At 68.5% G+C, this 23435-nt stretch carries 19 protein-coding genes; 9 read left to right on the top strand and 10 right to left on the bottom strand.

Annotated elements, in window-relative coordinates; all coding sequences use genetic code 11:
* Window positions 1-136 precede the first annotated feature (136 nt).
* Together ABL312_RS03670 and ABL312_RS03665 are read left to right on the top strand one after the other, a co-directional pair.
* Window positions 137-1528: a dipeptidase gene (locus ABL312_RS03670; RefSeq protein ID WP_349360024.1), complete on the top strand. Its 1392-nt coding sequence runs from the start codon at window positions 137-139 to the stop codon at window positions 1526-1528.
* Between the two features lie 43 nt (window positions 1529-1571).
* A complete protein-coding gene (locus ABL312_RS03665; protein ID WP_349360023.1) occupies window positions 1572-2153 on the top strand; it encodes a TIGR00730 family Rossman fold protein in 582 nt (193 codons plus the stop codon).
* Window positions 2154-2214: 61 nt separating this feature from the next.
* Here the strand turns inward: ABL312_RS03665 and ABL312_RS03660 are convergent, their stop codons facing one another.
* The gene (locus tag ABL312_RS03660; protein ID WP_349360022.1) at window positions 2215-2895 is read right to left on the bottom strand and encodes a haloacid dehalogenase type II; all 681 of its coding nucleotides are present in this window, start codon (window positions 2893-2895) and stop codon (window positions 2215-2217) included.
* Between the two features lie 126 nt (window positions 2896-3021).
* The gene (locus ABL312_RS03655) at window positions 3022-3465 is read right to left on the bottom strand and encodes a VOC family protein (protein WP_349360021.1); all 444 of its coding nucleotides are present in this window, start codon (window positions 3463-3465) and stop codon (window positions 3022-3024) included.
* A 361-nt stretch (window positions 3466-3826) separates the two neighbouring features.
* Between ABL312_RS03655 and ABL312_RS03650 the strand changes: the two genes are divergently transcribed.
* Entirely contained in the window at window positions 3827-4684 is an 858-nt protein-coding gene (locus tag ABL312_RS03650) for a branched-chain amino acid aminotransferase (protein ID WP_349360020.1), read from the top strand.
* Window positions 4685-4687: 3 nt separating this feature from the next.
* Here the strand turns inward: ABL312_RS03650 and ABL312_RS03645 are convergent, their stop codons facing one another.
* On the bottom strand, window positions 4688-5878 hold the full coding sequence (locus tag ABL312_RS03645; RefSeq protein WP_349360019.1) for a YbfB/YjiJ family MFS transporter: 1191 nt from the start codon (window positions 5876-5878) through the stop codon (window positions 4688-4690).
* 664 nt (window positions 5879-6542) lie between these two features.
* Entirely contained in the window at window positions 6543-7265 is a 723-nt protein-coding gene (locus ABL312_RS03640; RefSeq protein ID WP_349360018.1) for a LuxR C-terminal-related transcriptional regulator, read from the bottom strand.
* Between the two features lie 735 nt (window positions 7266-8000).
* Here ABL312_RS03640 and ABL312_RS03635 point away from each other — a divergent pair.
* Together ABL312_RS03635 and ABL312_RS03630 are read left to right on the top strand one after the other, a co-directional pair.
* Window positions 8001-8585, top strand: a complete 585-nt coding sequence (locus ABL312_RS03635; RefSeq protein ID WP_349360017.1) for a DUF1131 family protein — start codon at window positions 8001-8003, stop codon at window positions 8583-8585.
* Between the two features lie 170 nt (window positions 8586-8755).
* Window positions 8756-10102 (top strand): TIGR03808 family TAT-translocated repetitive protein, encoded by a 1347-nt coding sequence (locus ABL312_RS03630; protein WP_349360016.1) that lies wholly within the window; start codon window positions 8756-8758, stop codon window positions 10100-10102.
* A gap of 42 nt (window positions 10103-10144) precedes the next feature.
* On the opposite strand, the gene ABL312_RS03625 is transcribed toward ABL312_RS03630, so the two are convergent.
* From ABL312_RS03625 to ABL312_RS03605, 5 genes are all read right to left on the bottom strand, one after another.
* Complete coding sequence (locus tag ABL312_RS03625; RefSeq protein WP_349360015.1) at window positions 10145-11188, bottom strand: asparaginase; 1044 nt, start codon at window positions 11186-11188, stop codon at window positions 10145-10147.
* Between the two features lie 5 nt (window positions 11189-11193).
* Window positions 11194-12414: an aminotransferase gene (locus ABL312_RS03620; RefSeq protein WP_349360014.1), complete on the bottom strand. Its 1221-nt coding sequence runs from the start codon at window positions 12412-12414 to the stop codon at window positions 11194-11196.
* Between the two features lie 398 nt (window positions 12415-12812).
* On the bottom strand, window positions 12813-14198 hold the full coding sequence (locus ABL312_RS03615; RefSeq protein WP_349361334.1) for a homospermidine synthase: 1386 nt from the start codon (window positions 14196-14198) through the stop codon (window positions 12813-12815).
* A 320-nt stretch (window positions 14199-14518) separates the two neighbouring features.
* The gene (locus tag ABL312_RS03610; protein ID WP_349360013.1) at window positions 14519-15652 is read right to left on the bottom strand and encodes a type III PLP-dependent enzyme; all 1134 of its coding nucleotides are present in this window, start codon (window positions 15650-15652) and stop codon (window positions 14519-14521) included.
* 559 nt (window positions 15653-16211) lie between these two features.
* On the bottom strand, window positions 16212-17072 hold the full coding sequence (locus tag ABL312_RS03605) for a hypothetical protein (protein WP_349360012.1): 861 nt from the start codon (window positions 17070-17072) through the stop codon (window positions 16212-16214).
* 215 nt (window positions 17073-17287) lie between these two features.
* On the opposite strand from ABL312_RS03605, the gene ABL312_RS03600 reads away from it, so the two are divergent.
* From ABL312_RS03600 to ABL312_RS03590, 3 genes are all read left to right on the top strand, one after another.
* On the top strand, window positions 17288-18016 hold the full coding sequence (locus tag ABL312_RS03600; protein ID WP_349360011.1) for a response regulator: 729 nt from the start codon (window positions 17288-17290) through the stop codon (window positions 18014-18016).
* A complete protein-coding gene (locus ABL312_RS03595; protein WP_349360010.1) occupies window positions 18013-19419 on the top strand; it encodes an ATP-binding protein in 1407 nt (468 codons plus the stop codon). Before ABL312_RS03600 ends, ABL312_RS03595 begins: the two co-directional genes overlap by 4 nt.
* A gap of 278 nt (window positions 19420-19697) precedes the next feature.
* The gene (locus tag ABL312_RS03590; protein ID WP_349360009.1) at window positions 19698-20090 is read left to right on the top strand and encodes a PilZ domain-containing protein; all 393 of its coding nucleotides are present in this window, start codon (window positions 19698-19700) and stop codon (window positions 20088-20090) included.
* A gap of 96 nt (window positions 20091-20186) precedes the next feature.
* Here the strand turns inward: ABL312_RS03590 and ABL312_RS03585 are convergent, their stop codons facing one another.
* Complete coding sequence (locus ABL312_RS03585) at window positions 20187-22364, bottom strand: malate synthase G (RefSeq protein WP_349360008.1); 2178 nt, start codon at window positions 22362-22364, stop codon at window positions 20187-20189.
* Between the two features lie 276 nt (window positions 22365-22640).
* Between ABL312_RS03585 and ABL312_RS03580 the strand changes: the two genes are divergently transcribed.
* A complete protein-coding gene (locus ABL312_RS03580; protein WP_349360007.1) occupies window positions 22641-23231 on the top strand; it encodes a YiiX/YebB-like N1pC/P60 family cysteine hydrolase in 591 nt (196 codons plus the stop codon).
* Window positions 23232-23435 lie beyond the last annotated feature (204 nt).

Raw genomic sequence — 23435 nt, 5'->3', positions numbered from 1 at the left:
CTTGCCCCGCTGCGCGATCTGTGGCCATCTGACGCCGACCGATCCGACGCGCGCATCCGCGCGGCATTCCTTCCAGCGCCGTTCAAGCGAAGACCCAAGCGCTCTTCCAGACGCGCCCTTCCAGCGGAGACCTGTCATGTCCGATCTCGACCGGGTTCTGGCACGCATCGATGCCGATTTCGACGCCTCGCTCGACCGTCTCGTCGACCTGCTGAAGATCAAGAGCATCTCGACCGATCCGGCCTTCACGGGCGATTGCCGCGCCGCCGCCGACTGGCTCGCGCGCGAGCTCACGGCGCTCGGCATTCCGGCCACGGTGCGCGACACCAAGGGCCACCCGATGGTGGTCGGCCACAAGACCGACGCGGCCAAGCCCGGCCCGCATGTGCTCTTCTACGGCCATTACGACGTCCAGCCGGTCGACCCGCTCGACCTGTGGGAGCGCGAGCCCTTCGACCCGCAGGTGGTGACCCGCGACGACGGCACGAAGATGATCGTCGCGCGCGGCGCGGCCGACGACAAGGGCCAGCTCATGACCTTCGTCGAGGCGGCACGCGCCTGGATCGCGGAAACCGGCGGCCTGCCGCTCTCCGTCTCCGTGCTGCTGGAGGGCGAGGAGGAATCCGGCTCGCCCTCGCTGCATCCCTTCCTGGAGGCGAACAGGGACGAACTGTCCTGCGACCTCGCGCTCGTCTGCGACACGGGCATGTGGGACCGCGAAACGCCGGCCATCACCACCATGCTGCGCGGGCTGGTGGGTGAGGAAATCACCGTGACGGCGGCCGACCGCGACCTGCATTCGGGCATGTTCGGGGGGGCGGCGCGCAATCCGATTCATGTGCTGACCGAAATCCTCGCCGGCCTGCACGACGAGACGGGCAAGGTGACGCTGCCGCATTTCTACGACGGCGTAATCGACATGCCCGCCGACGTGACCGCCCTGTGGGACGATCTCGGCTTCGATCACGAAGCCTTTCTCGGCGGCGTGGACCTCAAGCACCCGGCCGGCGAGGCCGACCGCGGCGCGCTGGAGCAGATCTGGACCCGCCCGACCTGCGAGATCAACGGCATCTGGGGCGGCTACACGGGCGCGGGCTTCAAGACCGTCATCCCCTCGCAGGCCCATGCCAAGGTCTCCTTCCGCCTGGTCGGCGATCAGGATCCGGACGAGATCCGGCTCAACTTCCGCACCTACATCCGCAAGCATCTGCCCGCCGATTGCACGGTCAGCTTCGCCAAGCACGGCGGCAGTCCGGCGCTGCGCCTGCCCTTCGACAGTCCCGCGCTCGCCAAGGCGCGCAAGGCGCTCTCCGACGAATGGGAGCGCGAGGCCGCGCTGATCGGCTGCGGCGGCTCGATCCCCATCGTCGGCGACTTCAAGACCATGCTCGGCATGGACTCGCTGCTGATCGGCTTCGGCCTCGACGACGACAAGGTGCACTCGCCCAACGAGAAATACGAAATGTCGAGCTATCACAAGGGCATCCGCTCCTGGGCGCGGGTCCTCGACGAACTCGCGAAGGGCTGAGCCTCCCGCCCCCGCACGTTTCCACATTTCCGGGAGATCTCGAATGGACTCCATCTGCGTCTTTTGCGGCTCCAGCATGGGAGCGCGCTCCGACTATCGCGACGCGGCCGAGGCGACCGGGCGGGCGATCGCCCGCTCCGGCCGGCGTCTCGTCTACGGCGGGGCGAAGGTCGGGCTGATGGGCGTCGTCGCCGATGCCGCGCTGGCCGAGGGCGGCGAGGTCGTCGGCGTGCTGCCCCGCGCGCTGCAGGAAAAGGAACTGGCGCACGAGGGCCTCAGCGCCTTGCATGTCGTCGCCTCCATGCATGAGCGCAAGGCGATGATGGCGGATCTGTCGGACGGCTTCCTCGCGCTGCCCGGCGGCGCCGGCACGCTGGAGGAGCTGTTCGAGATCTGGACCTGGGGCCAGCTCGGCTATCACCGCAAGCCCTGCGGCTTTCTCAATGTCGCCGGCTTCTACGACGGCCTGCTGGCCTTCCTCGACCTGCAACGCGAGGAGGCCTTCGTGCGCCCCGAAATGCGGGCGATGGTCAAGGTGGCGGACACGCCGGAGGCGCTGATCGCCGAGTTCGAGACCTACACCGCGCCCGACACGCCGAAGTGGATCGAGCGCGCGGAGACCTGACACCCACAGCTGACGCCCTCGGAGGTCCCGGCGACGTCGCCCATGCTCTCCCGGGACCGGCTCAGCCGAGCGCGGCCAGACCGTTCAGGTCGCTCAGGACCGCGACCGGAGGCAGGTCGGTGTATTCATCCGCCGCGCCGGTGCGGTTGATCCACACCGTGCGGAAGCCGAAGGCGGTCGCGCCCGCGATATCCCAGCGGTTCGACGACTGGAAGGACACGGCCTCGGGATAGACGCGGAAGGCGTTGGTCACGAGTTCGTAGACATCCGGGCGCGTCTTGTAGGTCTTCAGCCGGTCGGTGGAGAACACTTCGTCGAGATAATCCTCGATGCCGGCGGCGCGCGCGGCCGCCTCCAGCATGGCCGGAGAGCCGTTCGACAGGATCGCCAGCTTGTGCCCGGCCTGCTTCAGGTCCTTCAGCACGCCCGGCACTTCCGGGTAGCAGTCGAGCTGCCAGTAGGCGTCGAGCAGCCGCTGGCGCAGCGCGGCGTCGGAGACGCCGGTGATCGCCATCGCGGTGTCGAGCGCCTGTTCGGTCAGCGCCCAGAAATCGAGATAGCGCTCCATGAGCGCGCGCGTCCAGGAGTACTCCAGCTGCTTGTCGCGCCAGATCGCCGACAGACGCTGCGCCTCCGGCCCGAGGTCTCCCGCGTGACGGCGCACCGCCGCGTGGACATCGAACAAGGTGCCGTAGGCGTCGAAAACATAGACGGAAACCGGCTTGGCAGAGGGAGGCGACATGGCCCGGGCCCTTACATGGCTGCGTGGTGTCTGGCGGCGTGCTTCTTGAATGGCCGCCTAGAAAACAGCCATCGCCGGGCGAGGTCAATCGATTTGTGCGATGCACAATGTCCGGGGCCGAAGCCCTCAGCTCCCGGAGACGGGCGGGGGAAGCTGCAGGCGGCCGGCCGCGTCGAGCGAGGAAAAGGGATCATGGGCGATCTCCAGCAGATGGCCGCCGGGAATGCGCACATATCCGGAATAGCCGCCCCAAAAGACCTTTTGCGGCGTCTTGACCGCCTCCGCGCCGGCCGCGAGCGCCTCCTTGAAAGCCGCATCGACCTCCGCCTCGTCGCGCCCGTTCCAGGCGATGGTCACGGCGGCGAAGTGCCCGGCGTCATCGGTCACGCCCGCATCCTCCGCGAGCGCTTGGCGGCCGAAGAGCGCAAGCACCGTTCCGCCCATGTCGAAGAAGGCAATGTCGTCGCTGTCGTAGACGGCGGCGCGCCAGCCCAACCCTTCCTCGAAGAAGCGGCGGGTTTCGGCGACGTCGTTCACGCCGAGCGTGACGATGGACAGGCGTTGTTCCATGGAGGCCTCCAGGAGCGCTTCGGGCAGTGGGGCAGTCAGCCGGGGGCATGCGCGGCCCCGCTCGACGCCGGTTCGCAGGATAGGTTTGCAGCAGGTGTCTGCCGCACGTGGTTGCCCCGGTCTTCGCACAGCTCGCCCGCCGGATCGACGGCGCGACGCAGGGCCAGACGGCGAAACGCGAGAACATTCCGAATTTTTCGCGTCCCTGAAATATTCTTCGCACCACACCCGGAGACGCAGGGATGATCCTTCCGATTTGACCGCAGGTTGCGCGCGGGTCTTGACCTTCACGCGCCTTCGGCGTTCGATCCCCGCATTCGACGCGCGGTATCCCGCGCACGGGGATTTCAAGGAGAGCGGTATGGCGGAGTGGTCGCAGACCTGGAACTGGATCGACGGATCGTGGATCGAGGGCAATCCACCCATGATGGGCCCGCGCAGCCATGCCGCTTGGCTCGGCTCAAGCGTGTTCGACGGAGCGCGCGGCTTCGAGGGCGTGACGCCGGATCTCGACCTGCATTGCCAGCGTCTCAACGATTCGGCCGTGGCGCTCGGGCTCAAGCCGACCCTGCGCCCGGAAGAGATGATGGAACTGACGCAGGAGGGCATGGCCAGGTTCCCCTCCGATACGGCCGTCTACATCAAGCCGATGTACTGGGCGGAAGGCGAAGGCATCGGCACCATCGCGCCCGACCCCGACAGCACGCGGTTCTGCCTGTGCCTGTTCGAGGCCAAGCTCGCCCCGGTCGACGCGGCCATCGCGATCACCCTGTCGCCGTTCCGCCGGCCGACGCTGGAGACCATGCCCGTCAACGCCAAGGCCGGCTGCCTCTATCCCAACAACGCGCGCGCCATCGTCGAGGCGAAGTCGCGCGGCTTCGACAATGCCATCGTGCTCGACATGCTGGGCAATGTGGCGGAGCTGACGACGGCCAATGTCTTCATGGTCAAGGACGGCGCGGTGCACACCCCGGCGTGGAACGGCACCTTCCTGAACGGCATCACGCGCCAGCGCATCATCCAGCTGCTGCGCGGCAGCGGCATCGACGTGCATGAACGCACGCTCGGCTACGGCGACTTCCTCGACGCGGACGAGATCTTCTCCACCGGCAATTACTTCAAGGTCGTTCCGGTCAAGCGGATCGAGGACCGCGACCTGCAGCCCGGCCCGATCACGGCCCGCGCCCGTGAGCTCTACTGGGAATTCGCGCACGGCTGAGGCTCATGCGCGCCGCGCGCCGGGCGGGCGCGTGAGACCGGCGGCGGCCACCAGAAGGGCCGCCGCGCCGAGCGAGGGCCACAGGAAGCCGCCGGTGAGGTCGGCCAGCCATCCGGCGAGCGCCGGCGCCAGCGCCTGCCCCAGCCCGAAACAGGCCGTCATCAGACCGAGCGCCCGCGCCGGCGGCCCTTGCGACAGGCGCCGCGCCTCCACCAGGCCGAGCGCGGTGATGCCCATGAAGGTGCCGCCGAGCAGCAGCGCGGCCAGCGCCGGCCCGGCAAGCCCCGGCACCAGCACGCTGGCGGCGACGCCCAGCGCCTCCACGCCACAGGCAAGCGCAAAGGCCGACGCCGCCCCGATGCGCGCCGCGACCCGGCCCCAGACCCAGACGGAGCCCGCCGCCGCCAGACCCACGGCGGCCCAGACCGGCGCCTCGAAGGGCGCCAGCGTCTGCGAGGCGCGCAGAATGCTGGTGAGAAAGGTCGCGGTGACCACATAGCCGCCGCCGAACAGGCCATAGGCCACGGCGAGTCGCAGCAGATCGCCGGACATGCGCGCCGGGGTCTGCGTGGCGGCCGAAGTCGCCGCTTCCATGCGCTTCGGCGGCAACAAAGCGGGCCACAGGCACACGAGCGCCGCGCAGGCCAGCAGCGCCGCCACTCCGCCGGTGCCGAGCCAGAGGACACGCCAGCCGCCGGGCTCCGCGCCGAGCCCGCCGACCACGAGCGCGGACAGGGCGATGCCGCAGCCGACGCCGGCGAAATGCAGCGCGGCGAGCCCGGGCCGGGCGGAGCGCGTCAGTCTCTCGAGGATCAGGGTGGAGGCGAAGACGAGCACGCCGGCGCTCGCGAGCCCCGCCGCGAAGCGCAAGACGGCCAGCAGAACGAGATGATCGCTCGCCGCCATCAGGGCGGTCGTCGCGGCACTCGCGGCGAGCGCGCCGACGAACCCGGGCACCAGCCAGGCCTCGCGCGCAGACATGGCGGCAAGCGCGCCGACGAGATAGCCGGCGAAATTGGCGGACGCCAGGGCCCCGGCCTGCGCCGCCGTCAGCGGCAATCCATAGCTCATGAAGGGAAGAACGGGTGTCAATGCAAAGCGGCCGATGCCCATGGCCGCCGCCAGCGCCAGCAAGCCGCCGAGCGCCAGCCGGACCGGCGCGACCCGGGCCGGCGCTTCAGGTGTGTCCTTCATCGGCGAGCCCCCGCTCCCGCTCGGTGTCCGGCCCGGCTCTCAGGCCGTCACATCACCGGGCCCGGATCCCAAGCCCCAATACATCAGGTCCATCGGCCTACGCGTCCGGGCGGTGGGCCCGTGTCAGCTCACATACATTCCCGTTCAGAGGCATCCCCGTTCAGAGGCATCCCCTCGTGGGCAGCCCGATCATGGACGCCCCGCTTGACATCTGTCCAGTAAACAGGCGCTTCGGTTCACAGGCGATCCGGTTCGAAGGTGTCGGGGTTCAAAGGTGTCCGGGTTCAAGGGTGTCCGGGTTCAAGGGCGTCCCCGTTTGATGGCGCCCGAGGCCGTCGGGCCAACGCAGCGCCAGCCGCCTTCACGTGGCGCCCCGCCTCTGCCGACCATGGTCGCCGGACGCTGCGCCCGTCGTCGATCACCGCCCTGCGCCCCTGGCCGGCCGGTTCGCCCGGCGAGGCCACTTGGACAACGCAACTTGGACAACGGAACTTGGGCAACGCACATGACGGCTTGCCGGCAGCAGCACGGATCGCCCCGTGGCAAAGCGCCCCCGACCGGCGGGCACGTCGTCCACCTGTTCACCGCTCCGTGTTCATCGTTACGTGTTCACCGCTGCCGCACCGCCTCTGGAACGCCCTGGCCGGGGCCGGCCTGAGCCCCACTACAGCTTGATCTGTCCGTAGCGCAGGGCCTCGACGACGGTGTGCGTCTTGTTCGAGGCATTGAGCTTGGCGCTGGCGTTTTGCAGATGCGCGTGGACGGTGCGCTGCGAAATCTCCAGCAGCCCGGCGATGTCGCTCGCGGTCTTGCCCAGCGCCGTAAGTTCGAGCACGCGGCGTTCGCGCGCCGACAGGTCGCCGGGCCGCTGTGTGGAGATCACCCCCAGATCGATCAGCCGGCGGAACGCGGAGTTGCAGATCAGCTCGAGATTGGCGAGCTCGATCTTGCCGGACTCCAGATTGGCGCCGCCGCCCAGAACCAGCGCCTGGAACGGATGTGCCTCGGTGACCGGCACCACGACGACCTGGGTGTCGCCGCCAAGCGCGGCAAACAGTTCGGAATGAGACACGTCGCCGGTCGTCACGTCCCAAACGAAGGCGCGCGAGCGCATCAGACCGAGCAGAAGGGCGCTGTCGTTGGCATCCAGTTCCGAGAGCTCGATGCCACCGACGCGATTGTCCGGCCAGCGAAAGCGGTGCACGAGCCCGTCGATCGGCCGCTTGGGCATCGGCAGGCCCGTCACGAGAATGTTTGTGGCGCCCATCCGGCGCAGTTGTGCCTCGACGACGTCGAGCACATGCTTGCCGCTCACCGCGTCGGCAATCGCCTGCGCCTTGGACTGCATCTCATTCGGGTTGGCCATGCGCTCCTGCCTTTCCGTCATGGCTTGGCACCCCGCCGGTCTCGACGGCGCCTGTGCCGGCCTCGCATCTCCATTGCGGCGCAAGAGGCACGTCCGCTCCGCGCGGAGCCTGCCCCTTCTGCGCACCTTCGGCCACCCAGATGCCGATGCCCGCGCTCTCTCGCGGGCCGTGTGACGCCCACCCCGATATCCGCAGGCAGCGGACCAACCACCGCCTTTTTTCTACCCATCGAAGAATACACGCTGGTCTCCCGACAATCCAGATTCTTCACAATCCCCGCCCCCCGCGGCACCCGATCCGCGCATGGCAGCATATACCTATGAGCGAGCCCCGCCGTCATCGCGGGCGCGCGACGACCCGACCCGATACAACCGACCGCGCGCTTGCCCACGACATCCAACTCCCTCATTTGTCGACACATGTCATTCAGGACCCGAATCTCAGGCTACACCAATTACGCACATAATGAAAAGCACGCACGTGATACCGCGTAAGATTCCTTCAAGAATACACCTATTGCGTGCATTTACGGATTTGCCCCATATGGTAAAAATTGCATGGTCATCTTTTCGAGCCACGGTTCGCGCGGCAGCTAGGGCCGGCACGGCGGCCGATGCCATCGGGACGCGGCCGCAACGCGACCGGGCGACCGGCCGGGGCTTTCTCCGACCGCGCGACAATGCTATCGGGCTGCAACTCCTTCGGTCCACGGGGCGCCGCTGCGTGCCCGTCCACACACCCTTTCGAGAGATGCCATGCGCTCACGCCTGTCTCCCCTCCTCGCCCCGCTGGCGCTCCTGGCGCTTGCCGCCTGCTCGCCCACGCTCGACGGCGGTCCCGTCCAGATCGCCCGCACGTCCGACGTCACGCTCGTCAAGATCACCGAGCAGGGCGCCGGAGGACTGACCGCCGACACCCCCTATTCGCAAAAGGCCATTCAGCAGGCCCTGCCGGGGTTCACCACGGAGGGCTTCCAGTCGGCGACCGAAACGCGCACCGAATGGGCCATCGGCGCCTTCAATTCCGACGGCTTCCAGGTTCTGCAGGTCTTCAAGGGCGCGGGGGGCAAGATCCGCGAGGTGCATGGCGTCACCCATCACCTGGAGGGTCCGAACGGCGAACGGATCGGCATGACCTTCGCGGAGGTGGGCAGCGCGCTCGGCGATTGCCGCGTCGGAAAGAGCCTGTGGCGCGGCATGGCGATCTGCAAGGCCCGGGGCTCGCAGCGGGTCACGCTCGTCTACGCGATCTCGCAGTACGACGGCCCCTTCGACCGGCTGCCGGCAAGCGACAAGCTGCGCGGGGCCGCGCTCCAGCGCATCATCTGGAGCGCGTCCTAGAAGCCCGGCCGGATCGGCTTCGGGCCGCGTCCCGATCCGGGACATCGCCGGCGGCATCGCTCTTGCTCCATCAGGGGCAAGGAGGACGTTCCGGCATGAACCGACCCATATCCGCACGCTTCAGATCGCGTTTCGCTGATTTGTCCGGGCCCGCGCTGTCCCGTCGCGCGATGCTGACCGGGGGCCTCGCCGCGCTTGCGGCCTCCGCGCCGCCGGCGCGCGCCGCGGTGCGGGTCGCCGATCTGCGCGGCACCATCGATGTCGCGGAGTTCGGCGTGCGCCCCAACGCGAGCGACGACCAGAGCCGGCTGCTGCAAACCGCGATCGACGCGGCCGCGAGCCGGGGCCGCGCGCTGTTCCTGCCCGGCGGGCGCTACACGGTCGCCAATCTGCGGCTGCCGTCGGGCATTCGTCTCGTCGGCCTGCCCGGCCAGACGCGCTTCGACTACCAGGGCGGCGGCGGGCATCTGCTCTATTGCGAGAAGGGCGCGGCGGTCGGACTGGAGGGCATCCGCTTCGACGGCGGCAATCGCCTGCTCGGCGAATACACGCCGGCGCTGCTGCATTTCGTCGATGTCGACGATCTGGAGATCGCGGGCTGCGCCATCACAGGCAGCGCCAAGTCGGCGCTCGCCCTCGACCGCTGCGGCGGGCGCATCCTCGGCAACCGGATTTCCGGTGCGGGCGATGCCGGCATCCGCTCCATCGAGGCCACGGGCCTGTCGATCACCGACAACCACGTCCACGACTGCGGCAACGCAGGCATCCTCGTCTACCGCTGGCAGGCCGGCGAGGACGGCTCGCTCGTCTCCGGCAACCGGATCGAGCGGATCGCCGCGCGCAGCGGCGGGACGGGGCAGAACGGCAATGGCATCAACGTGTTTCGCGCCCACGGCGTCGTCGTGCGGGGGAACCGCGTCACCGATTGCGCGTTCTCCGCGATCCGCTCCAACGCCGGCTCCAACATCGTGATCCAGGGAAATTCCTGCCTCCGGTCGGGCGAAACGGCGATCTATTCGGAATTCGGCTTCCAGGGCGCGGTGATCGCCGACAATCTGGTCGACGGCGGCGCCATCGGGATCTCCATCGCCAATTTCCTCGATGGCGGACGGCTCGCCAATTGCAGCGGCAATCTGGTGCGCAACATCGTCAACACCGGTCCCTATCCGGCCGAGGTGCAGGGTTTTGGCATCGGCATCGCCGTGGAGGCCGACACGGTGCTCACCGGCAATGTGGTCGACAGTGTCGCGCGCTTCGGCCTGCACATGGGCTGGGGCGAATACCTGCGCGATGTCTCCGCGACCTCCAATGTGGTGCGCGGCGCGCCCACCGGCGTCGCCGTCACGGTCGTGGAGGGGGCCGGGCCGGCGGTGATCGCCAGCAACCTGATCTCCGGCGCGGACAAGGGCGCCGTCGTCGGCTACCGCTGGACGGAGGCCGCGACCGGCGACCTCACGCGCGGCGGAGCGGCGGACGGTTTCGACCACCTCGCCATCCGCGACAATCTGGTGCGCTGACCGGCCCCCGAAAACCAGCACCCGAAACTCAGCCCTCGAGACTCAGCCTTCCAGACCGGCAAAGGCCGCGTCGACGGGACGGATCTCGCCGACGGAGCGGCCGACCCAGTTGCTGAGCTGCGGGCGCCGCCAGTGCGCCAGCGCCGAGGCTTCGTCGTCGGACAGCGCGAGCAGCCGCGCCAGCGTCTCGGCCATCATCGTCTCGGCCGCCCGGGTCGCGCCGTCGTCGCATTTGAGAGCAACGCCCAGTCCGCGCTCGGGGATCGAGGCGACGAACACGCCCTCCGCCCCCGTCTTGACGAAGACGCGGCCGGCGAAGGCGCGCATCACCTCGGTGCAGAAGCGTTCCGTCCCGGCGACCATCTCCGGATGGGCGGTGCAGGCATGATAGAGCCGGTCGGCGGCCTCGGCGCGCAACGGCGCGAGCCCCTCCCCGGTTCCAAAGCAGGCAAAGGCCCGCGCCAGCCGGTCGAGCGGCACCGCATAGGTCGGGATCGAACAGCCGTCGATGCCGCAGGGCGCGTGGTCGAGGGCCGCGCCGGTCATCTCCTCCAGCGCGATGCGCACCTCGCGCTGCACCGGGTGATCGGGCTCGACGTAGCCGCGCGTCGGCACGCCGAGCGTGCGCGCCAGCCCCAGGAAGCCCGCGTGCTTGCCCGAGCAATTGTTGTGCAGGGGACCGGGATGGGCATCGGCGCGGTGCAGCCTCGCCACATCCTGCATCCGGCGCGGCCACTGGCTCCCGCATTCGAGCGCGTCCTCGTCGAGGCCCGCCTTCATCAGCATGACGCGCGCGGCGTTGACATGGATCGCCTCGCCATTGTGCGAGGCGCAGGCGAGCGCCAGTTCCGCGTCGCTCAGATCGAGCGCTTCGGCCGCACCCGATTCCAGCAGCGGCAGCGCCTGAAGCGCCTTGACCGCCGAGCGGGGAAAGACGGGCGCCGTGACGTCGCCCACCGTCGCGAGCGGCGCGCCGGCCGCGTCGACCACCGCGATCGCGCCGCGATGCCGGCTTTCGACGGCACCGCCGCGCGTGACCTCGACGAGGACGGGATTGGTCGAGGTGTCGGAGGGAGTGGCGGACATGGCGCTCACCCCGCGGCCGCGGCGGTGGTTTCGGCCGCGACGGCGGAACCGGCAACCGCCGCGCCGCGTCCCGACAGCCACGTGCCGAGGCGCTGCAGCGCGCCGTCGATCACATGGTCCTGCTTGCAGAAGCAGAAGCGCACGAAATGGCTCGGCGCGTCCGACGCATAGAATGCCGAGACCGGCACCGCCGCGACGCCCGCCTCCTCGACCATGCGCGCGCAGATCGCGACGTCGTCGCCCGCAAGCCCCAGCGGCGAGAGATCGCAGGTGGCGAAATAGGTTCCCTCGCAGGGCAGAACGCCGAAGCCGAGCGCCGAAAGCCCGGAGACCATCCGGTCGCGCTTGGCCTGCATCTCCGCGCTCAGTCCGGCGAAATAGCCGTCGTCCTTGCCAAGCCCATAGGCCACCGCGCGCTGCAGGTTGGGCGGCGTGGTGAAGGTGACGAACTGATGCGCCTTGGCGATGGGCTCCAGCAGGTTGGGCGGCGCGGTGACATAGCCGACCTTCCAACCGGTGAGCGAGAAGGTCTTGCCGGCCGAGCCGATGCGGACGCTGCGTTCGCGCATGCCCTCGAAGGTCATCAGCGGACGATGGCGGCGGCCGTCGAACAGCAAGTGTTCGTAGACCTCGTCGCAGATCGCGTAGACGCCATGCTCCAGACACAGCGCGGCGATGGCGGCGAGTTCCTCCTCGGCGAAGACCTTGCCGGCCGGGTTCATCGGGTTGTTGAGCAGGATCGCCTTGGTGTTCTCGGTGAAGGCATCGGCGAGCGCGCGGACATCCAGCGCCCAGTCGGGCGGGGTCACGCGCACGCGCACGGCGATGCCGCCGGCGCGCTTCACCAGCGGCAGGTAACAGTCGTAGAGCGGTTCGATCAGGATCACCTCGTCGCCCGGCTCGATCAGCGCCAGCAAGGTGTCGGCCAGCGCTTCGGTCGCGCCGGAGGTCACCATCACCTCGCTCTGCCAGTCGACGTCGAGATCGTAGAAGCGCTTGTTCGACGCGGCCACCGCCTGACGCAGTTCGGGAAGCCCGAGCATCGGCGGATACTGGTTCGGTCCCTCGATCAGCGCCTCGGCGGCCATGCGCCGCACGTCCTCCGGCCCGTCCACGTCGGGAAAGCCCTGTCCCAGATTGATGGCGCCGGTTGCGATCGCCAGCCGCGACATGGTCTCGAAGATCGTCGTCGGCAGGCCGGTGAAAACGGGATTGGTCGGCTTCATGCTGCTACGGGTTCCTCCCCTGTCACGGTCCGGATCTGTCGTCCACGGCCGGACCGCACTGATCGGGCGTTGTAGTCGTTTGGCCCCGCGCCGTCGAGCGGCGCAAAAGCGAAAGCGCCGTCGAGCGGCGCGATCGTCTCGTCGCCGTCACACGGCGCAGGCCCCTTACGCGCGGGATGCGGCATTTGCGTGACAGGGGTCACAGCCCCCGCGCGCCGCCCATGAGAGTGTCGTCCTCAACGGGGAGCGACGGCCCAGGCGCCAAGACCCGTTCCCGCCGCGTCGGCACGCCCCATCGCGCGCTGACAATCGCGCCGTGAAGAAGCGCGAAAAACCCGGCTCCGGATCATCTCCGGAGCCGGGAGTTTTTGCATGACCGGTGTCCCCTCGCGGGCGCCTCAGCGCACCAGCACGTTGCGGAACTGCCAGGGATCGGAGGTGTCGATGTCCTCGGGAAACAGGCCCGGACGGTCGGTCAGCGGCGTCCAGTCGGTGTAATAGCCCTTCACCGGCCCGAGATAGGGCTTTTGCACCTCCAGGCAGCGGCGATAGTCCATCTCGTCGGCTTCCACGATGCCGGCCGTCGGGTTCTCCAGCGCCCAGACCATGCCGGCAAGCACCGCGGAGGTCACCTGCAGGCCGGTCGCGTTCTGATAGGGCGCAAGCTCGCGCGTCTCCTCGATGGAGAGCTGCGAACCGAACCAATAGGCGTTCTTCTCGTGGCCGTAGAGCAGCACGCCGAGCTCGTCGATGCCGTCGGCGATCTCGTCCTCGGCGAGCACATGCAGGGTCTCCTGCACCTTGCCGGCCGCGCCGAAGAGCTCGTGCAGCGACAGCACCGCGTCGTTCGCCGGGTGATAGGCGTAGTGGCAGGTCGGCCGGTAGGCGACCTTCTTGCCGTCCTTCAGCGTGAAGTAATCGGCGATGGAGATCGACTCGTTGTGGGTGACGAGAAAGCCGTATTGCGGCCCCGGCGTCGGACACCAGGTGCGCACCCGCGTGTTGGCGCCGGGCTGCTCGAGATAGATCGCCGCCTTGCAGCCCTTCTTGTGCTTCTTCGCGTTCTTCGGCTTCCAGGTCTCATGCGTGCCCCAGCCGAGCTCGGCCGGCTGAAAGCCCTCCGACAGAAAACCCTCCACCGACCAGGTGTTCCAGAAGGCGCCCATCGGCTTGGGGGTCTTGGCGCGCTGGGTGTCGCGCTCGGCGATGTGAATGCCCTTGACGCCGACCTTCTTCATCAGCTTCGCCCAGCCCTTGCGGGTGGTCGGCTCGTCGAACTTGGTGCCGGTGTCGCGGGCGATGTCGACCAGCGCCTGCTTGACGAACCAGGACACCATGCCCGGATTGGCGCCGCAGCAGGAGACGGCGGTCGTCCCGCCCGGGCTTTTTTTCTTCTCCCTGCGCACCGTCTCGCGCAGCGCGTAATTCGTGCGCGCCGCCGTGTCCGCGCTGTCGTCGAAGTAGAAGCCGAGCCACGGCTCGACCACCGTGTCGATGTAGAGGACGCCGAGTTCCCGGCACAGCTTCATCAGATCGAGCGAGGAGGTGTCGACCGACAGGTTGACGCAGAAGCCCTGTCCCGCGCCCTCGGTGAGCAGCGGGGTCAGCACCTCGCGATAGTTCTCCGGCGTGATCGCCACCTTGGAGAAGGCATAGCCGCGCTCCTCCACCAGCGCCCGGTCGGTGTCGACCGGGTCGATCACCGTCACGCGCTTGGCGTCGAACAGGAAATGGCGCTCGATCAGCGGCAGCGTGCCCTTGCCGATGGAGCCGAAGCCGATCATCACGATGGGGCCGGAGATGGTGCCATGCACCGGATGCACCGGAGCCGAGGGCGCGGGCTCCATCGGGACGGGCGCGTCCGCGACGGGTGCTGCGGTCTTCTTCGGTGAAGATTTCGTGGTCGATCTGGCGGGCGATTTGGCGGGCGATTTGGCGGGCTTCGACCGGCGGGCGTCTTCGCTCATGGCATGTGTCTTTCAGGTTCAAAAACAAACGGGATCGGCGCGCGCGTTCGGGCAACCGACCGTCGAAAGGCGGCCGCGTCCGGACGCGCGCGAGGCGACGTCCGGACCGGCAGTGTCGGGGCTGAAGCGGCCCGCGTCTAGATGACGTAGGAGCGCAGCGGATCGAAACCGTTGAAGGCCACCGAGGAATAGGTGGTGGTATAGGCGCCGCAGGCCTCGATCAGCACCTTGTCGCCGATCGACAGGCTGACGGGCAATTCGTAGGGCGTCTTCTCGTAAAGCACGTCGACGCTGTCGCAGGTCGGCCCGGCGAGCACGCAGGGGCTCATGCGGTCGTGATCCTTGTCGGTGCGGATCGGATAGCGGATCGCCTCATCCATCGTCTCGGCGAGCCCGTTGAACTTTCCGATGTCGAGATAGACCCAGCGGATCTCGTCCTCGGCGTCCGACTTCTTCGAGATCAGAACCACCTCGGCCTCGATCACGCCGGCATCGCCGACCATGCCGCGGCCCGGCTCGATGATCGTCTGCGGGATGCGGTTGCCGAAATGCTCGGCGAGCGCGCGCAGGATCGCCTCGCCGTAGCGCGGCACGCCCGGCACCTCCTTGAGGTAGCGCGCGGGGAAGCCGCCGCCGAGGTTGACCATGGAGAGCGAAATGCCGCGCTCCGCCATCTCGCGGAAGATGCGCGCGGAGACGGCGAGCGCCTGATCCCAGGCCTCGACGTCGGCCTGCTGCGAGCCAACGTGGAAGGACACGCCATAGGCCTCGAGCCCGTTGCGATGGGCATGCTCCAGCACGCCCGGCGCCATCTCCGGCGCGCAGCCGAACTTGCGCGACAGCGGCCAGTCGGCGCCGGCGCCATCGCAGAGGATGCGGCAGAAGACACGGGCGCCGGGCGCGGCGCGCGCGATCTTGTCGACCTCGGCCTCGCAATCGACCGCGAAGAGGCGCACGCCGAGCGCATGGGCGCGGGCGATGTCGCGCTCCTTCTTGATCGTGTTGCCGTAGGAGATGCGCTCCGGCGCGGCGCCGGTCGCCAGCACCATCTCGATTTCCGGCACGGAGGCGCAGTCGAAGGACGAGCCGAGCCGCTCCAGAAGCGCAAGGATCTCGGGCGCCGGATTGGCCTTCACCGCGTAGTAGACGCGGGTATCGGGCAAGGCGCGCTCGAAGGTGAGATAATTGTCGTGGACCTTGTCGAGGTCGACGACCACGCAAGGGCCGTCCTCTCGTCGCTGGCGCAGGAAGCGCCGGATTCGTTCCGTCATGGCAGTCACCCGGTGTCAGATCGGGCCGCAGGGTCGCAAATGGCAACGAACAAACCGCCCGCGATGGAGACGGGCAGCGCTCGACGACAGATGCAGACGGTCGGGCTGAAGCGCACGCGCGCTCGAGGCCGTCCCGCGATGATGCCTTGGATTGGATCGGAATCGTCCGAACCGCCCGGCCGGCAATGATGTAACAAGTGCCTCTTCAGTGACCCCGGGACTTGGAAACCCCGGCAGAGACCAAAAAAGCCCTCTTACGTCGTTGCTTTAAGCCGTTCGTATCGCCGCTCTTCATCGGATTGCTCCGACCGGAGTGACCTCCGGGCCCTAGCGAGCGGCGCCATCGGGTTGCGATTGAACGACCACGGGCACGTGCGAATTTGGGCGCGATCTGTATGAATCAACATGCCGTCACATGCAAGGGAAAATCCGCATGCTCCGGGTGAGGCCCCTCGCATCGGATCACGCCCCGATCCGGCCCGGGGACATGACATGCGGGGCTCGAGGCCCCGCATGCTCATGCGCGGTCGCGCGCTGCGAAAGCGCGCGCTGGCGCCGATCAGTCGTCGCGGTTGCCGCGCATGCCGTCTCGGCCCTTGCCGTCACGGTCCTTCCAGCCGCGGCGCGACCGGTCCTCGATCGACAGGACGCCGTCGCCGTTGCGGTCCATGCGGGCGACGAGATTTGCGGTCGGGCGCGTGGCCTCGGCCTCGGTGATCGTCAGATCGCCGTCGCGGTCGAGGCGCTGGAACATGCGCACCATGCGCCCGTCCGCCATCGCCACCCAGACGCTCTCGAACTCGTCGAGCGACAGGGCACCGTCGGCATTCTGATCCGCATCGCCGAAGAGGGCTGCGCGCGCGGCGGCGATTTCCTGCGGTGTGACGGTGCCGTCGCCGTCGGTGTCATAGTGCGTCATCATCCCGCCCCGCTTGCCGCTCCAGCGCTTGCGCCAGCCGCGCCGGTCGTCATCGTCATCATCCATGCGGCTTTCCATCCGCGCGGTCATGCGGTCGTATTCGGCCCGGGTGAGCGCGTCGTCGCCGTCGCGGTCCATGCGCTGGAAGGCGCGCACCTTGCGGTCGGCGAATTCGCGGGCGAAGGCGGTCTTGAACTCCGGCAGGGTCACCCCGCCGCTGGCATCGGCATCGGCCGCGCCGAACATCCCGGCGGTCACCGCGTCGATCTCGGCCTGGGTCAGCTTGCCGTCGCCGTCGGTGTCGAAGCGCTCCATGAAGCGCATGGCCATCTGCCCGCGACCATGCCGGCCACCCTTGTGCCAGCCCCCCTCATGCCAGCCGCTCTTGTGCCAGCCGCGCCCCTCGCCCGGGCCCCAGCGATCGGCGGCCACGGGAAGCGCCACGGCGGCGACCAGAACGGCGGCGAGCGAGCCGACAGCGACCTTCTTGAACGTGCTCATCGCGAGATCTCCTTTGTTCGTGTCTGCGATGAGGGCAACGTAAGCAGCGCTTGTCGCAGAACTATCTCCGCGCACCCGGCATTCGGTCGCAATCCGTGACAGGGCGCGCGCCCGATACATTCGATTACATTTCCCCTCCCCCGACGCGGGAGCCGCGCGCTACAACGGCGGAAAGACACGCGGAACAAACTCAAAAACGCCCGACGGACGCGACCATGACCGACCACGCCCCGCATATTCTCGTCGTCGACGACCACCGCGACATCCGCGAGTCGCTGGCGCGCTACCTGCGCAAGAACGGGCTGCGGGCGTCGATGGCCGACAGCGCCGCGCAGGCGCGCAAGGCGCTCAAGACGGCGGCCGTCGATCTCGTTGTGCTCGACATCATGATGCCGGGCGAGGACGGTCTGTCCCTGTGCCGCTCGCTGGTGGAAGGCGGCGCGACCCCGGTGATCCTGCTCACCGCCATGGCCGAGGACACCGACCGCATCGTCGGTCTGGAGATCGGCGCCGACGACTATGTGACCAAGCCCTTCAACCCGCGCGAGCTGCTGGCGCGCATCCGCGCGGTGCTGCGCCGCTCCGCGCATGTGCCGAAGGACCGCGATCCGGTGGAGGCGGAAACGCTTCGCTTCGCCGGCTGGACGCTCGACGTTCCCAAGCGGCTGCTGACCGGGGCCGACGGGGTGGCCGTGCCGCTGTCGACCGGCGAGTTCCAGTTGCTCATCGCCTTCCTGAAGCGGCCGCGCATGGTGCTGTCGCGCGACCAGCTGCTTGACCTCACGTCGGGCCGCAGCCCCGGACTGTTCGACCGCTCCGTCGACAATCAGGTCAGCCGTCTGCGCCGCAAGATCGAGGCCGATCCCAAGACGCCGGAGCTGATCAAGACCGTGTGGGGCGGCGGCTACACCTTCACCGCCGACGTCCGGGAGACGGCCCCGTGAGCCGGCCCGCCCTGCGGCTGTGGCCGCGCTCGCTCGGCGGTCAGCTCGTCGCGCTGCTGCTGATCGCGCTGGTGCTCGCCCAGGTCTTCACGCTGTGGATCTTCGCCGGCGAGCGGCGCGGGGCGCTGATCGAGATGGCGCGCACGACCTTCCTGTCGCGCACCGTCTCGCTCGTGCGTCTCATCGAGACGACACCGCCGCAGCAGCACGACGAGGTGCTCCGGGCCGTGTCCAGCCCGATCCTGCTGTTTCGCATCGCCGACGCGCCGGCGCTCGAGACGAGCGGCAACCATCCGGCCGAACGCCGCCTGAAGCAGATGCTGCAGAGCGAGCTCGGCGCGGAGCGCGCGGTGCGCGTCGACGTGGTTCCGGCGCCGCGCCTTCGCCTGCGCCGGGACGACCACGACGACGACGATGACGACCATGACAGGGACCGGCGCGGACGCTCGGGGGCGCTGTCGCTGACCATGAGCGTGGCGCTCGACGACGGGCGCTGGTTGAACGCCGCGACGCGCTTCCGCCTGCCCAAGCACACCATCCTGCCGCTGCTGGTGTCCATCGGCCTGATGGCCGGTTTCATCGTGGCGATCGTGGCGGTGACCGTGCGCCGGCTGACGCGGCCCTTGCGCGATCTGGCCAGCGCCGCCGACCGGCTCGGCCGGGGCGAGGACGTCGATGCGATCCCCGAGACGGGACCGTCGGAGGTGCGCGGCACGATCCGGGCCTTCAACGCCATGCAGGACCGGCTGACGCGCTTCGTGCGCGACCGCACCCGCATGCTCGCCGCCATCAGCCACGACCTGCGGACCCCGATCACCTCGCTGCGTCTGCGCGCCGAATTCATCGACGACGAGGAGAACCGCGAACGCATCATCGCCACGCTGGACGAGATGCAGCGCATGGTGGAGGCGACCCTGTCCTTCGCCCGCGACGAGGCCTCGCGCGAACAGGCGGCGCGCATCGATCTCGGCGAGTTCATCGACGCCATCGCCGAGGACTATCGCGACATGGGCGCGACCGTGACCTTCACACCGCCGGCGACGCGGCTGGTGACGCGGGTGCGCCCGCTCAGCCTGAAACGCGCCCTGCGCAACCTGATCGACAATGCCGTGCGGTATGGCGAGGCCGCCGACATCGCGCTGACGCGGGACGACAGCGGGTTGCGGATCGCGGTGCGCGATCGCGGCCCCGGCATTCCGCAAGAGCGGCTGAACGATGTGTTCGACCCTTTCGTGCGGCTGGAGGAATCGCGCTCGGAGGATACCGGCGGCATCGGCCTGGGCCTCTCGATCGCGCGCTCCATCGTGCATGCGCATGGCGGCGGGCTGGCACTGCGCAACCGGCCCGAAGGCGGGCTCGAAGCCTGTATCACGCTGCCCTCGGATGCCGCCGGGCGCGCGTAACGCGATTCGCGGCCGCGCGCCGCGTCATCCCGCCGCCGACAACCCGCATCGAACGACCTCTGACGGGAGGCGCACGTGGAGATTGTATAAATTCAGACGAAAGTTCAACGGCCTTTGCCGCTGCCCTTGGGGAAACGGCGCTCCGGGCTTGATTTCCCGTCGGCGCGTCCCGATCATGCGACCGCGTTTCACGCAAGGCGTTTCACCCTGGCCGGTTGCATGTGTCGGCGCGCTGCACCGGGGTTCTATTTTGTCGAGTTCTCGTGACGGGGCATTTGATGGCGAACCTTGCATCTCGCGGATCCAACCCGCTCTCCGGCCCCGTCGCCCAGGAGCGGCGGCTCACGCCCCGCGCCCGCGCCTCGACGCAGGTCATGGTGATCACCATGCGGGGGCCGATCCCGGCGCGCATGCTCGACGTCAGCCTCACCGGATGCCGCATCCGCTGCGAGGACCTGCCGAAGTTCGCCGTCAGCGTCCGTCTCGCCATCCTCTCGCACGGGCTGGAACTGCAGGCCGAGCAGCGTTGGCGGCAGGGCGATCACTCGGGCTGGCGTTTCATCTATACCGCCGAGGAGCAGCAGCGGCTGCAGGCCATTCTGCGCAGCCAGCGGGTGGCGCATGAGCCCGTCCGCCGGCTGGGCATGCCCTTTCGCTCGACCCAGCACTGACACGCGACCCGGCACCGACCGCCGGCGGGAGCGGGCCGCAGTGTCTTGCGGGCCGACGCCCGGTCATCCCGGGCGCCGGCGAAGTCACGCCGGACGTTACGCCCCCTGCCGCGCCTTGACCTCGAGACGGCGCGCATGCAGCACCGGCTCGGTGTAGCCCGAAGGCTGCGCGCGCCCCTTGAACACCAGATCGCAGGCCGCCTGGAAGGCGATGGAGCCGTCGAAATCCGGCGCCATTGGCCGGTACAGCGGATCGCCGGCGTTCTGGCCGTCGACCACGGCGGCCATGCGCTTCATCGTTTCCATCACCTGCGCCTCGCTGCACACGCCGTGGCGCAGCCAGTTGGCGATGTGCTGCGAGGAGATGCGCAGCGTTGCCCGGTCTTCCATCAGGCCGACGTCGTTGATGTCCGGCACCTTGGAACAGCCCACGCCCTGGTCGACCCAGCGCACCACGTAGCCGAGGATGCCCTGGGCGTTGTTGTCGAGTTCGGCCTGGATTTCCTCCGCCGACCAGTTCGGCCGCTCGGCGACCGGGATCGAGAGGATATCCTCGAGCTTCGCCCGGCCACGACTCCTGAGCTCCTGCTGGCGCGCCGCGACATCCACCACGTGATAATGCAGCGCGTGCAGCGTGGCGGCGGTCGGCGACGGCACCCAGGCGGTGTTGGCCCCGGCTCTCGGGTGGCCGATCTTCTGCTCCAGCATGGCCTGCATCAGATCCGGCATGGCCCACATGCCCTTGCCGATCTGGGCATGGCCCGGCAGGCCGCATTCCAGCCCGATGTCGACGTTCCACGCCTCATAGGCCTGGATCCAGGCGGCCGACTTCATGTCGCCCTTGCGGATCATCGGGCCGGCCTCCATCGAGGTGTGCATCTCGTCGCCGGTGCGGTCGAGAAAGCCGGTGTTGATGAAGCACACGCGCGCGGCGGCCGCGCGGATGCACTCCTTGAGATTGACGGTGGTGCGCCGCTCCTCGTCCATCACGCCCATCTTCAGCGTGTTGGGCGCAAGGCCCAGCGCCGCCTCGATGCGGGAGAAGAGCGTTTCGGCGAAGGCCACTTCCTCGGGCCCGTGCATCTTCGGCTTGACGATATAGAGCGAGCCGGCGCGCGAGTTGCCGCGCCGCCCGCCGCCGTGCGGACCGCCGGTGCCGATGTCGTGCATGGCGATCGCCGCCGTCATCATGCCGTCGAGCAGACCTTCCGGGATCTCATTGCCCTCGGCGTCGAGCACGGCCGGGGTTGTCATCAGGTGGCCGACGTTGCGCACCAGCATCAGCGAGCGGCCGTGCAGCGTCAGCGTCCCGCCGTCCGGCGCGGTGTAGCTGCGGTCGCCCGCCATGCGCCGCTCCACCGTGCGGCCGCCCTTCTCGAAGCTGGCCGTCAGATCGCCCTTCAGCAGGCCGAGCCAGTTGCGATAGGCGACGACCTTGTCCTCGGCATCCACCGCCGCGACGGAATCCTCGCAGTCCATGATGGTGGAAATGGCGGATTCCAGAATGACGTCGGAGATCCCGGCCCCGTCGGTCTTGCCGATGGCGCTGCCGCGGTCGACAACGATCTCCGCATGCAGGCCGTTCTTCTTGAGCAGGATCGCCTCCGGGGCGTCCGCCGCGCCGCGATAGCCGACAAACTGGCTTTCGTCGGCCAGCGCCATGGGCGCCCCGCCCGCGCCCGCCACCCGAAGGCGGCCGTCGACGACGGCAAGCCCCGTCGCCATCGTCCAGTCGCCGCCGGTCAGCGCGAAGCGTTCGTTCAACAGGGCGCGGGCATGGGCGATCACCTCGGCGCCGCGGTCGGGATCGTATCCGCCGCCGGACGGCAGGCTGCCCATCGCGTCGGTGCCATAGAGCGCGTCATAGAGCGAGCCCCAGCGCGCGTTCGCCGCGTTGAGCGCATAGCGGGCGTTGGTGATCGGGACGACGAGCTGCGGCCCGGCGATGGAGGCGATCTCCGGATCGACGTTTTCGGTCGTCACGGTGAAGGCCTCGCCCTCCGGCACCAGATAGCCGATCTCCTTCAGGAAGGCGGTATAGGGCCCAAGATCCACCGGCCCGGGATTGGCCTGATGCCAGGCATCGATCCGGCGCTGCATCTCGGCCCGGGTTTCCAGCAGCGCGCGGTTGCGCGGCGCGAGATCGCGCACAATGGCCGCAAAACCCTCCCAGAAGGTCCCCGGCGCGACGCCGGTGCCCGGCAGGGCCTCGTCCTCGACAAAGCGATAAAGCTCGGGCGCGACGTTCAAGCCCGCAACGGCGATACGGTCCATGGCCTCTGGCCCTCCCTGTTGGTCTGATCCGGCGCTCTGCTCCAGCGGCGGGGCCGCGACCGCACCGGAGTTTGGCGGTGCCGGACTTTCCCAAACAGAAATCACTCGGTCAATCTGACACAAATGGGAAGAACTTGATCCGGAACGGAAAAAATCGAGCCGCCACGCCGACGCCTCCAAGGTCACCCGAAATGCCCGTTTGACGCGAATTTTTCCGAAACATAAACTCCCGTGCGTATCGACACTCCAGATGCAACGGTCCCGGAGTTCAAGAAGATGGTCCTGGAGACGGGGGACTTCGCCTTCAGCGTGATCGGACGGGACGAGAATGCGATCTCGGCGGTCACCAGCGGATATCGCGGCGCCCGGGTGAACCATATGGGTGTGGTGGTTCAGACCCACCACGGCGCTTTTGTGCTGGAGGCCTTCTATCCGGAAGTGCGCCTGACGAAGTGGGAGGTCTTCGCCCGTCGGTCCCATGGCACGGACGACACGCCGAGGCTCCTTCTCGGGCGCCTTGCGGCGCCCCATCGCGGCCTGATCGGCGCGGCGGTGGCCTATGGCATCGCGCAACGCAACACGCCCTACGATCAATTGTATCTGACGGACGAGAGCGCGCTGTACTGCAGCGAACTCGTGGTCGACATGTTCAAGCACGCCAACGGCGGCGCGCCGTTTTTCGTCGAGCGCCCGATGCGGTTTCGCGACCTTGCCACCGGCCAGATCCACCCGACCTGGATCGAGTACTACGCCTACTTCGGGATGGAGGTCCCAAGCGGCGAACCCGGCTCCAATCCCGGAGACATCAGCCGCGATCCGCGGCTCGAGATCTACCGCGCCATCGGCCCGATCCCCGGGTTAACCTGATCGAGGCACACAGGAGGCGGACCGTCTCCCCGACGCCGGAACGCGTGGCCGCTTGCATCCGGCCGCGCAATTCGTCATACGAGACTGGCCTTTCCGCCGGCGTTTCGCCGGCCCGGACCCTCACCGGTGCGGCACGTCGCGCGGCGGATCATGTCTTTCCCAAGTGACCGGCCCAAGTGGCCGCCTCGCCGCCCCGTCAAACCG

The sequence above is a fragment of the Stappia sp. genome, assembly GCF_040110915.1.
Lineage (GTDB): Bacteria > Pseudomonadota > Alphaproteobacteria > Rhizobiales > Stappiaceae > Stappia.
Note: the sequence above shows the minus strand (reverse complement) of the source record. Positions and strands in the feature narration are given on the sequence as shown.

What these genes read in the sequence shown, in the direction of transcription:
- ABL312_RS03670 (WP_349360024.1), top strand. Translation starts at nt 137, where the DNA reads ATGTCCGATCTCGACCGGGTTCTGGCACGCATCGATGCCGATTTCGAC.
- ABL312_RS03665 (WP_349360023.1), top strand. Translation starts at nt 1,572, where the DNA reads ATGGACTCCATCTGCGTCTTTTGCGGCTCCAGCATGGGAGCGCGCTCC.
- ABL312_RS03660 (WP_349360022.1), bottom strand. Translation starts at nt 2,895, where the DNA reads ATGTCGCCTCCCTCTGCCAAGCCGGTTTCCGTCTATGTTTTCGACGCC.
- ABL312_RS03655 (WP_349360021.1), bottom strand. Translation starts at nt 3,465, where the DNA reads ATGGAACAACGCCTGTCCATCGTCACGCTCGGCGTGAACGACGTCGCC.
- ABL312_RS03650 (WP_349360020.1), top strand. Translation starts at nt 3,827, where the DNA reads ATGGCGGAGTGGTCGCAGACCTGGAACTGGATCGACGGATCGTGGATC.
- ABL312_RS03645 (WP_349360019.1), bottom strand. Translation starts at nt 5,878, where the DNA reads ATGAAGGACACACCTGAAGCGCCGGCCCGGGTCGCGCCGGTCCGGCTG.
- ABL312_RS03640 (WP_349360018.1), bottom strand. Translation starts at nt 7,265, where the DNA reads ATGACGGAAAGGCAGGAGCGCATGGCCAACCCGAATGAGATGCAGTCC.
- ABL312_RS03635 (WP_349360017.1), top strand. Translation starts at nt 8,001, where the DNA reads ATGCGCTCACGCCTGTCTCCCCTCCTCGCCCCGCTGGCGCTCCTGGCG.
- ABL312_RS03630 (WP_349360016.1), top strand. Translation starts at nt 8,756, where the DNA reads ATGCTGACCGGGGGCCTCGCCGCGCTTGCGGCCTCCGCGCCGCCGGCG.
- ABL312_RS03625 (WP_349360015.1), bottom strand. Translation starts at nt 11,188, where the DNA reads ATGTCCGCCACTCCCTCCGACACCTCGACCAATCCCGTCCTCGTCGAG.
- ABL312_RS03620 (WP_349360014.1), bottom strand. Translation starts at nt 12,414, where the DNA reads ATGAAGCCGACCAATCCCGTTTTCACCGGCCTGCCGACGACGATCTTC.
- ABL312_RS03615 (WP_349361334.1), bottom strand. Translation starts at nt 14,198, where the DNA reads ATGATCGGCTTCGGCTCCATCGGCAAGGGCACGCTGCCGCTGATCGAG.
- ABL312_RS03610 (WP_349360013.1), bottom strand. Translation starts at nt 15,652, where the DNA reads ATGACGGAACGAATCCGGCGCTTCCTGCGCCAGCGACGAGAGGACGGC.
- ABL312_RS03605 (WP_349360012.1), bottom strand. Translation starts at nt 17,072, where the DNA reads ATGAGCACGTTCAAGAAGGTCGCTGTCGGCTCGCTCGCCGCCGTTCTG.
- ABL312_RS03600 (WP_349360011.1), top strand. Translation starts at nt 17,288, where the DNA reads ATGACCGACCACGCCCCGCATATTCTCGTCGTCGACGACCACCGCGAC.
- ABL312_RS03590 (WP_349360009.1), top strand. Translation starts at nt 19,698, where the DNA reads ATGGCGAACCTTGCATCTCGCGGATCCAACCCGCTCTCCGGCCCCGTC.
- ABL312_RS03585 (WP_349360008.1), bottom strand. Translation starts at nt 22,364, where the DNA reads ATGGACCGTATCGCCGTTGCGGGCTTGAACGTCGCGCCCGAGCTTTAT.
- ABL312_RS03580 (WP_349360007.1), top strand. Translation starts at nt 22,641, where the DNA reads ATGGTCCTGGAGACGGGGGACTTCGCCTTCAGCGTGATCGGACGGGAC.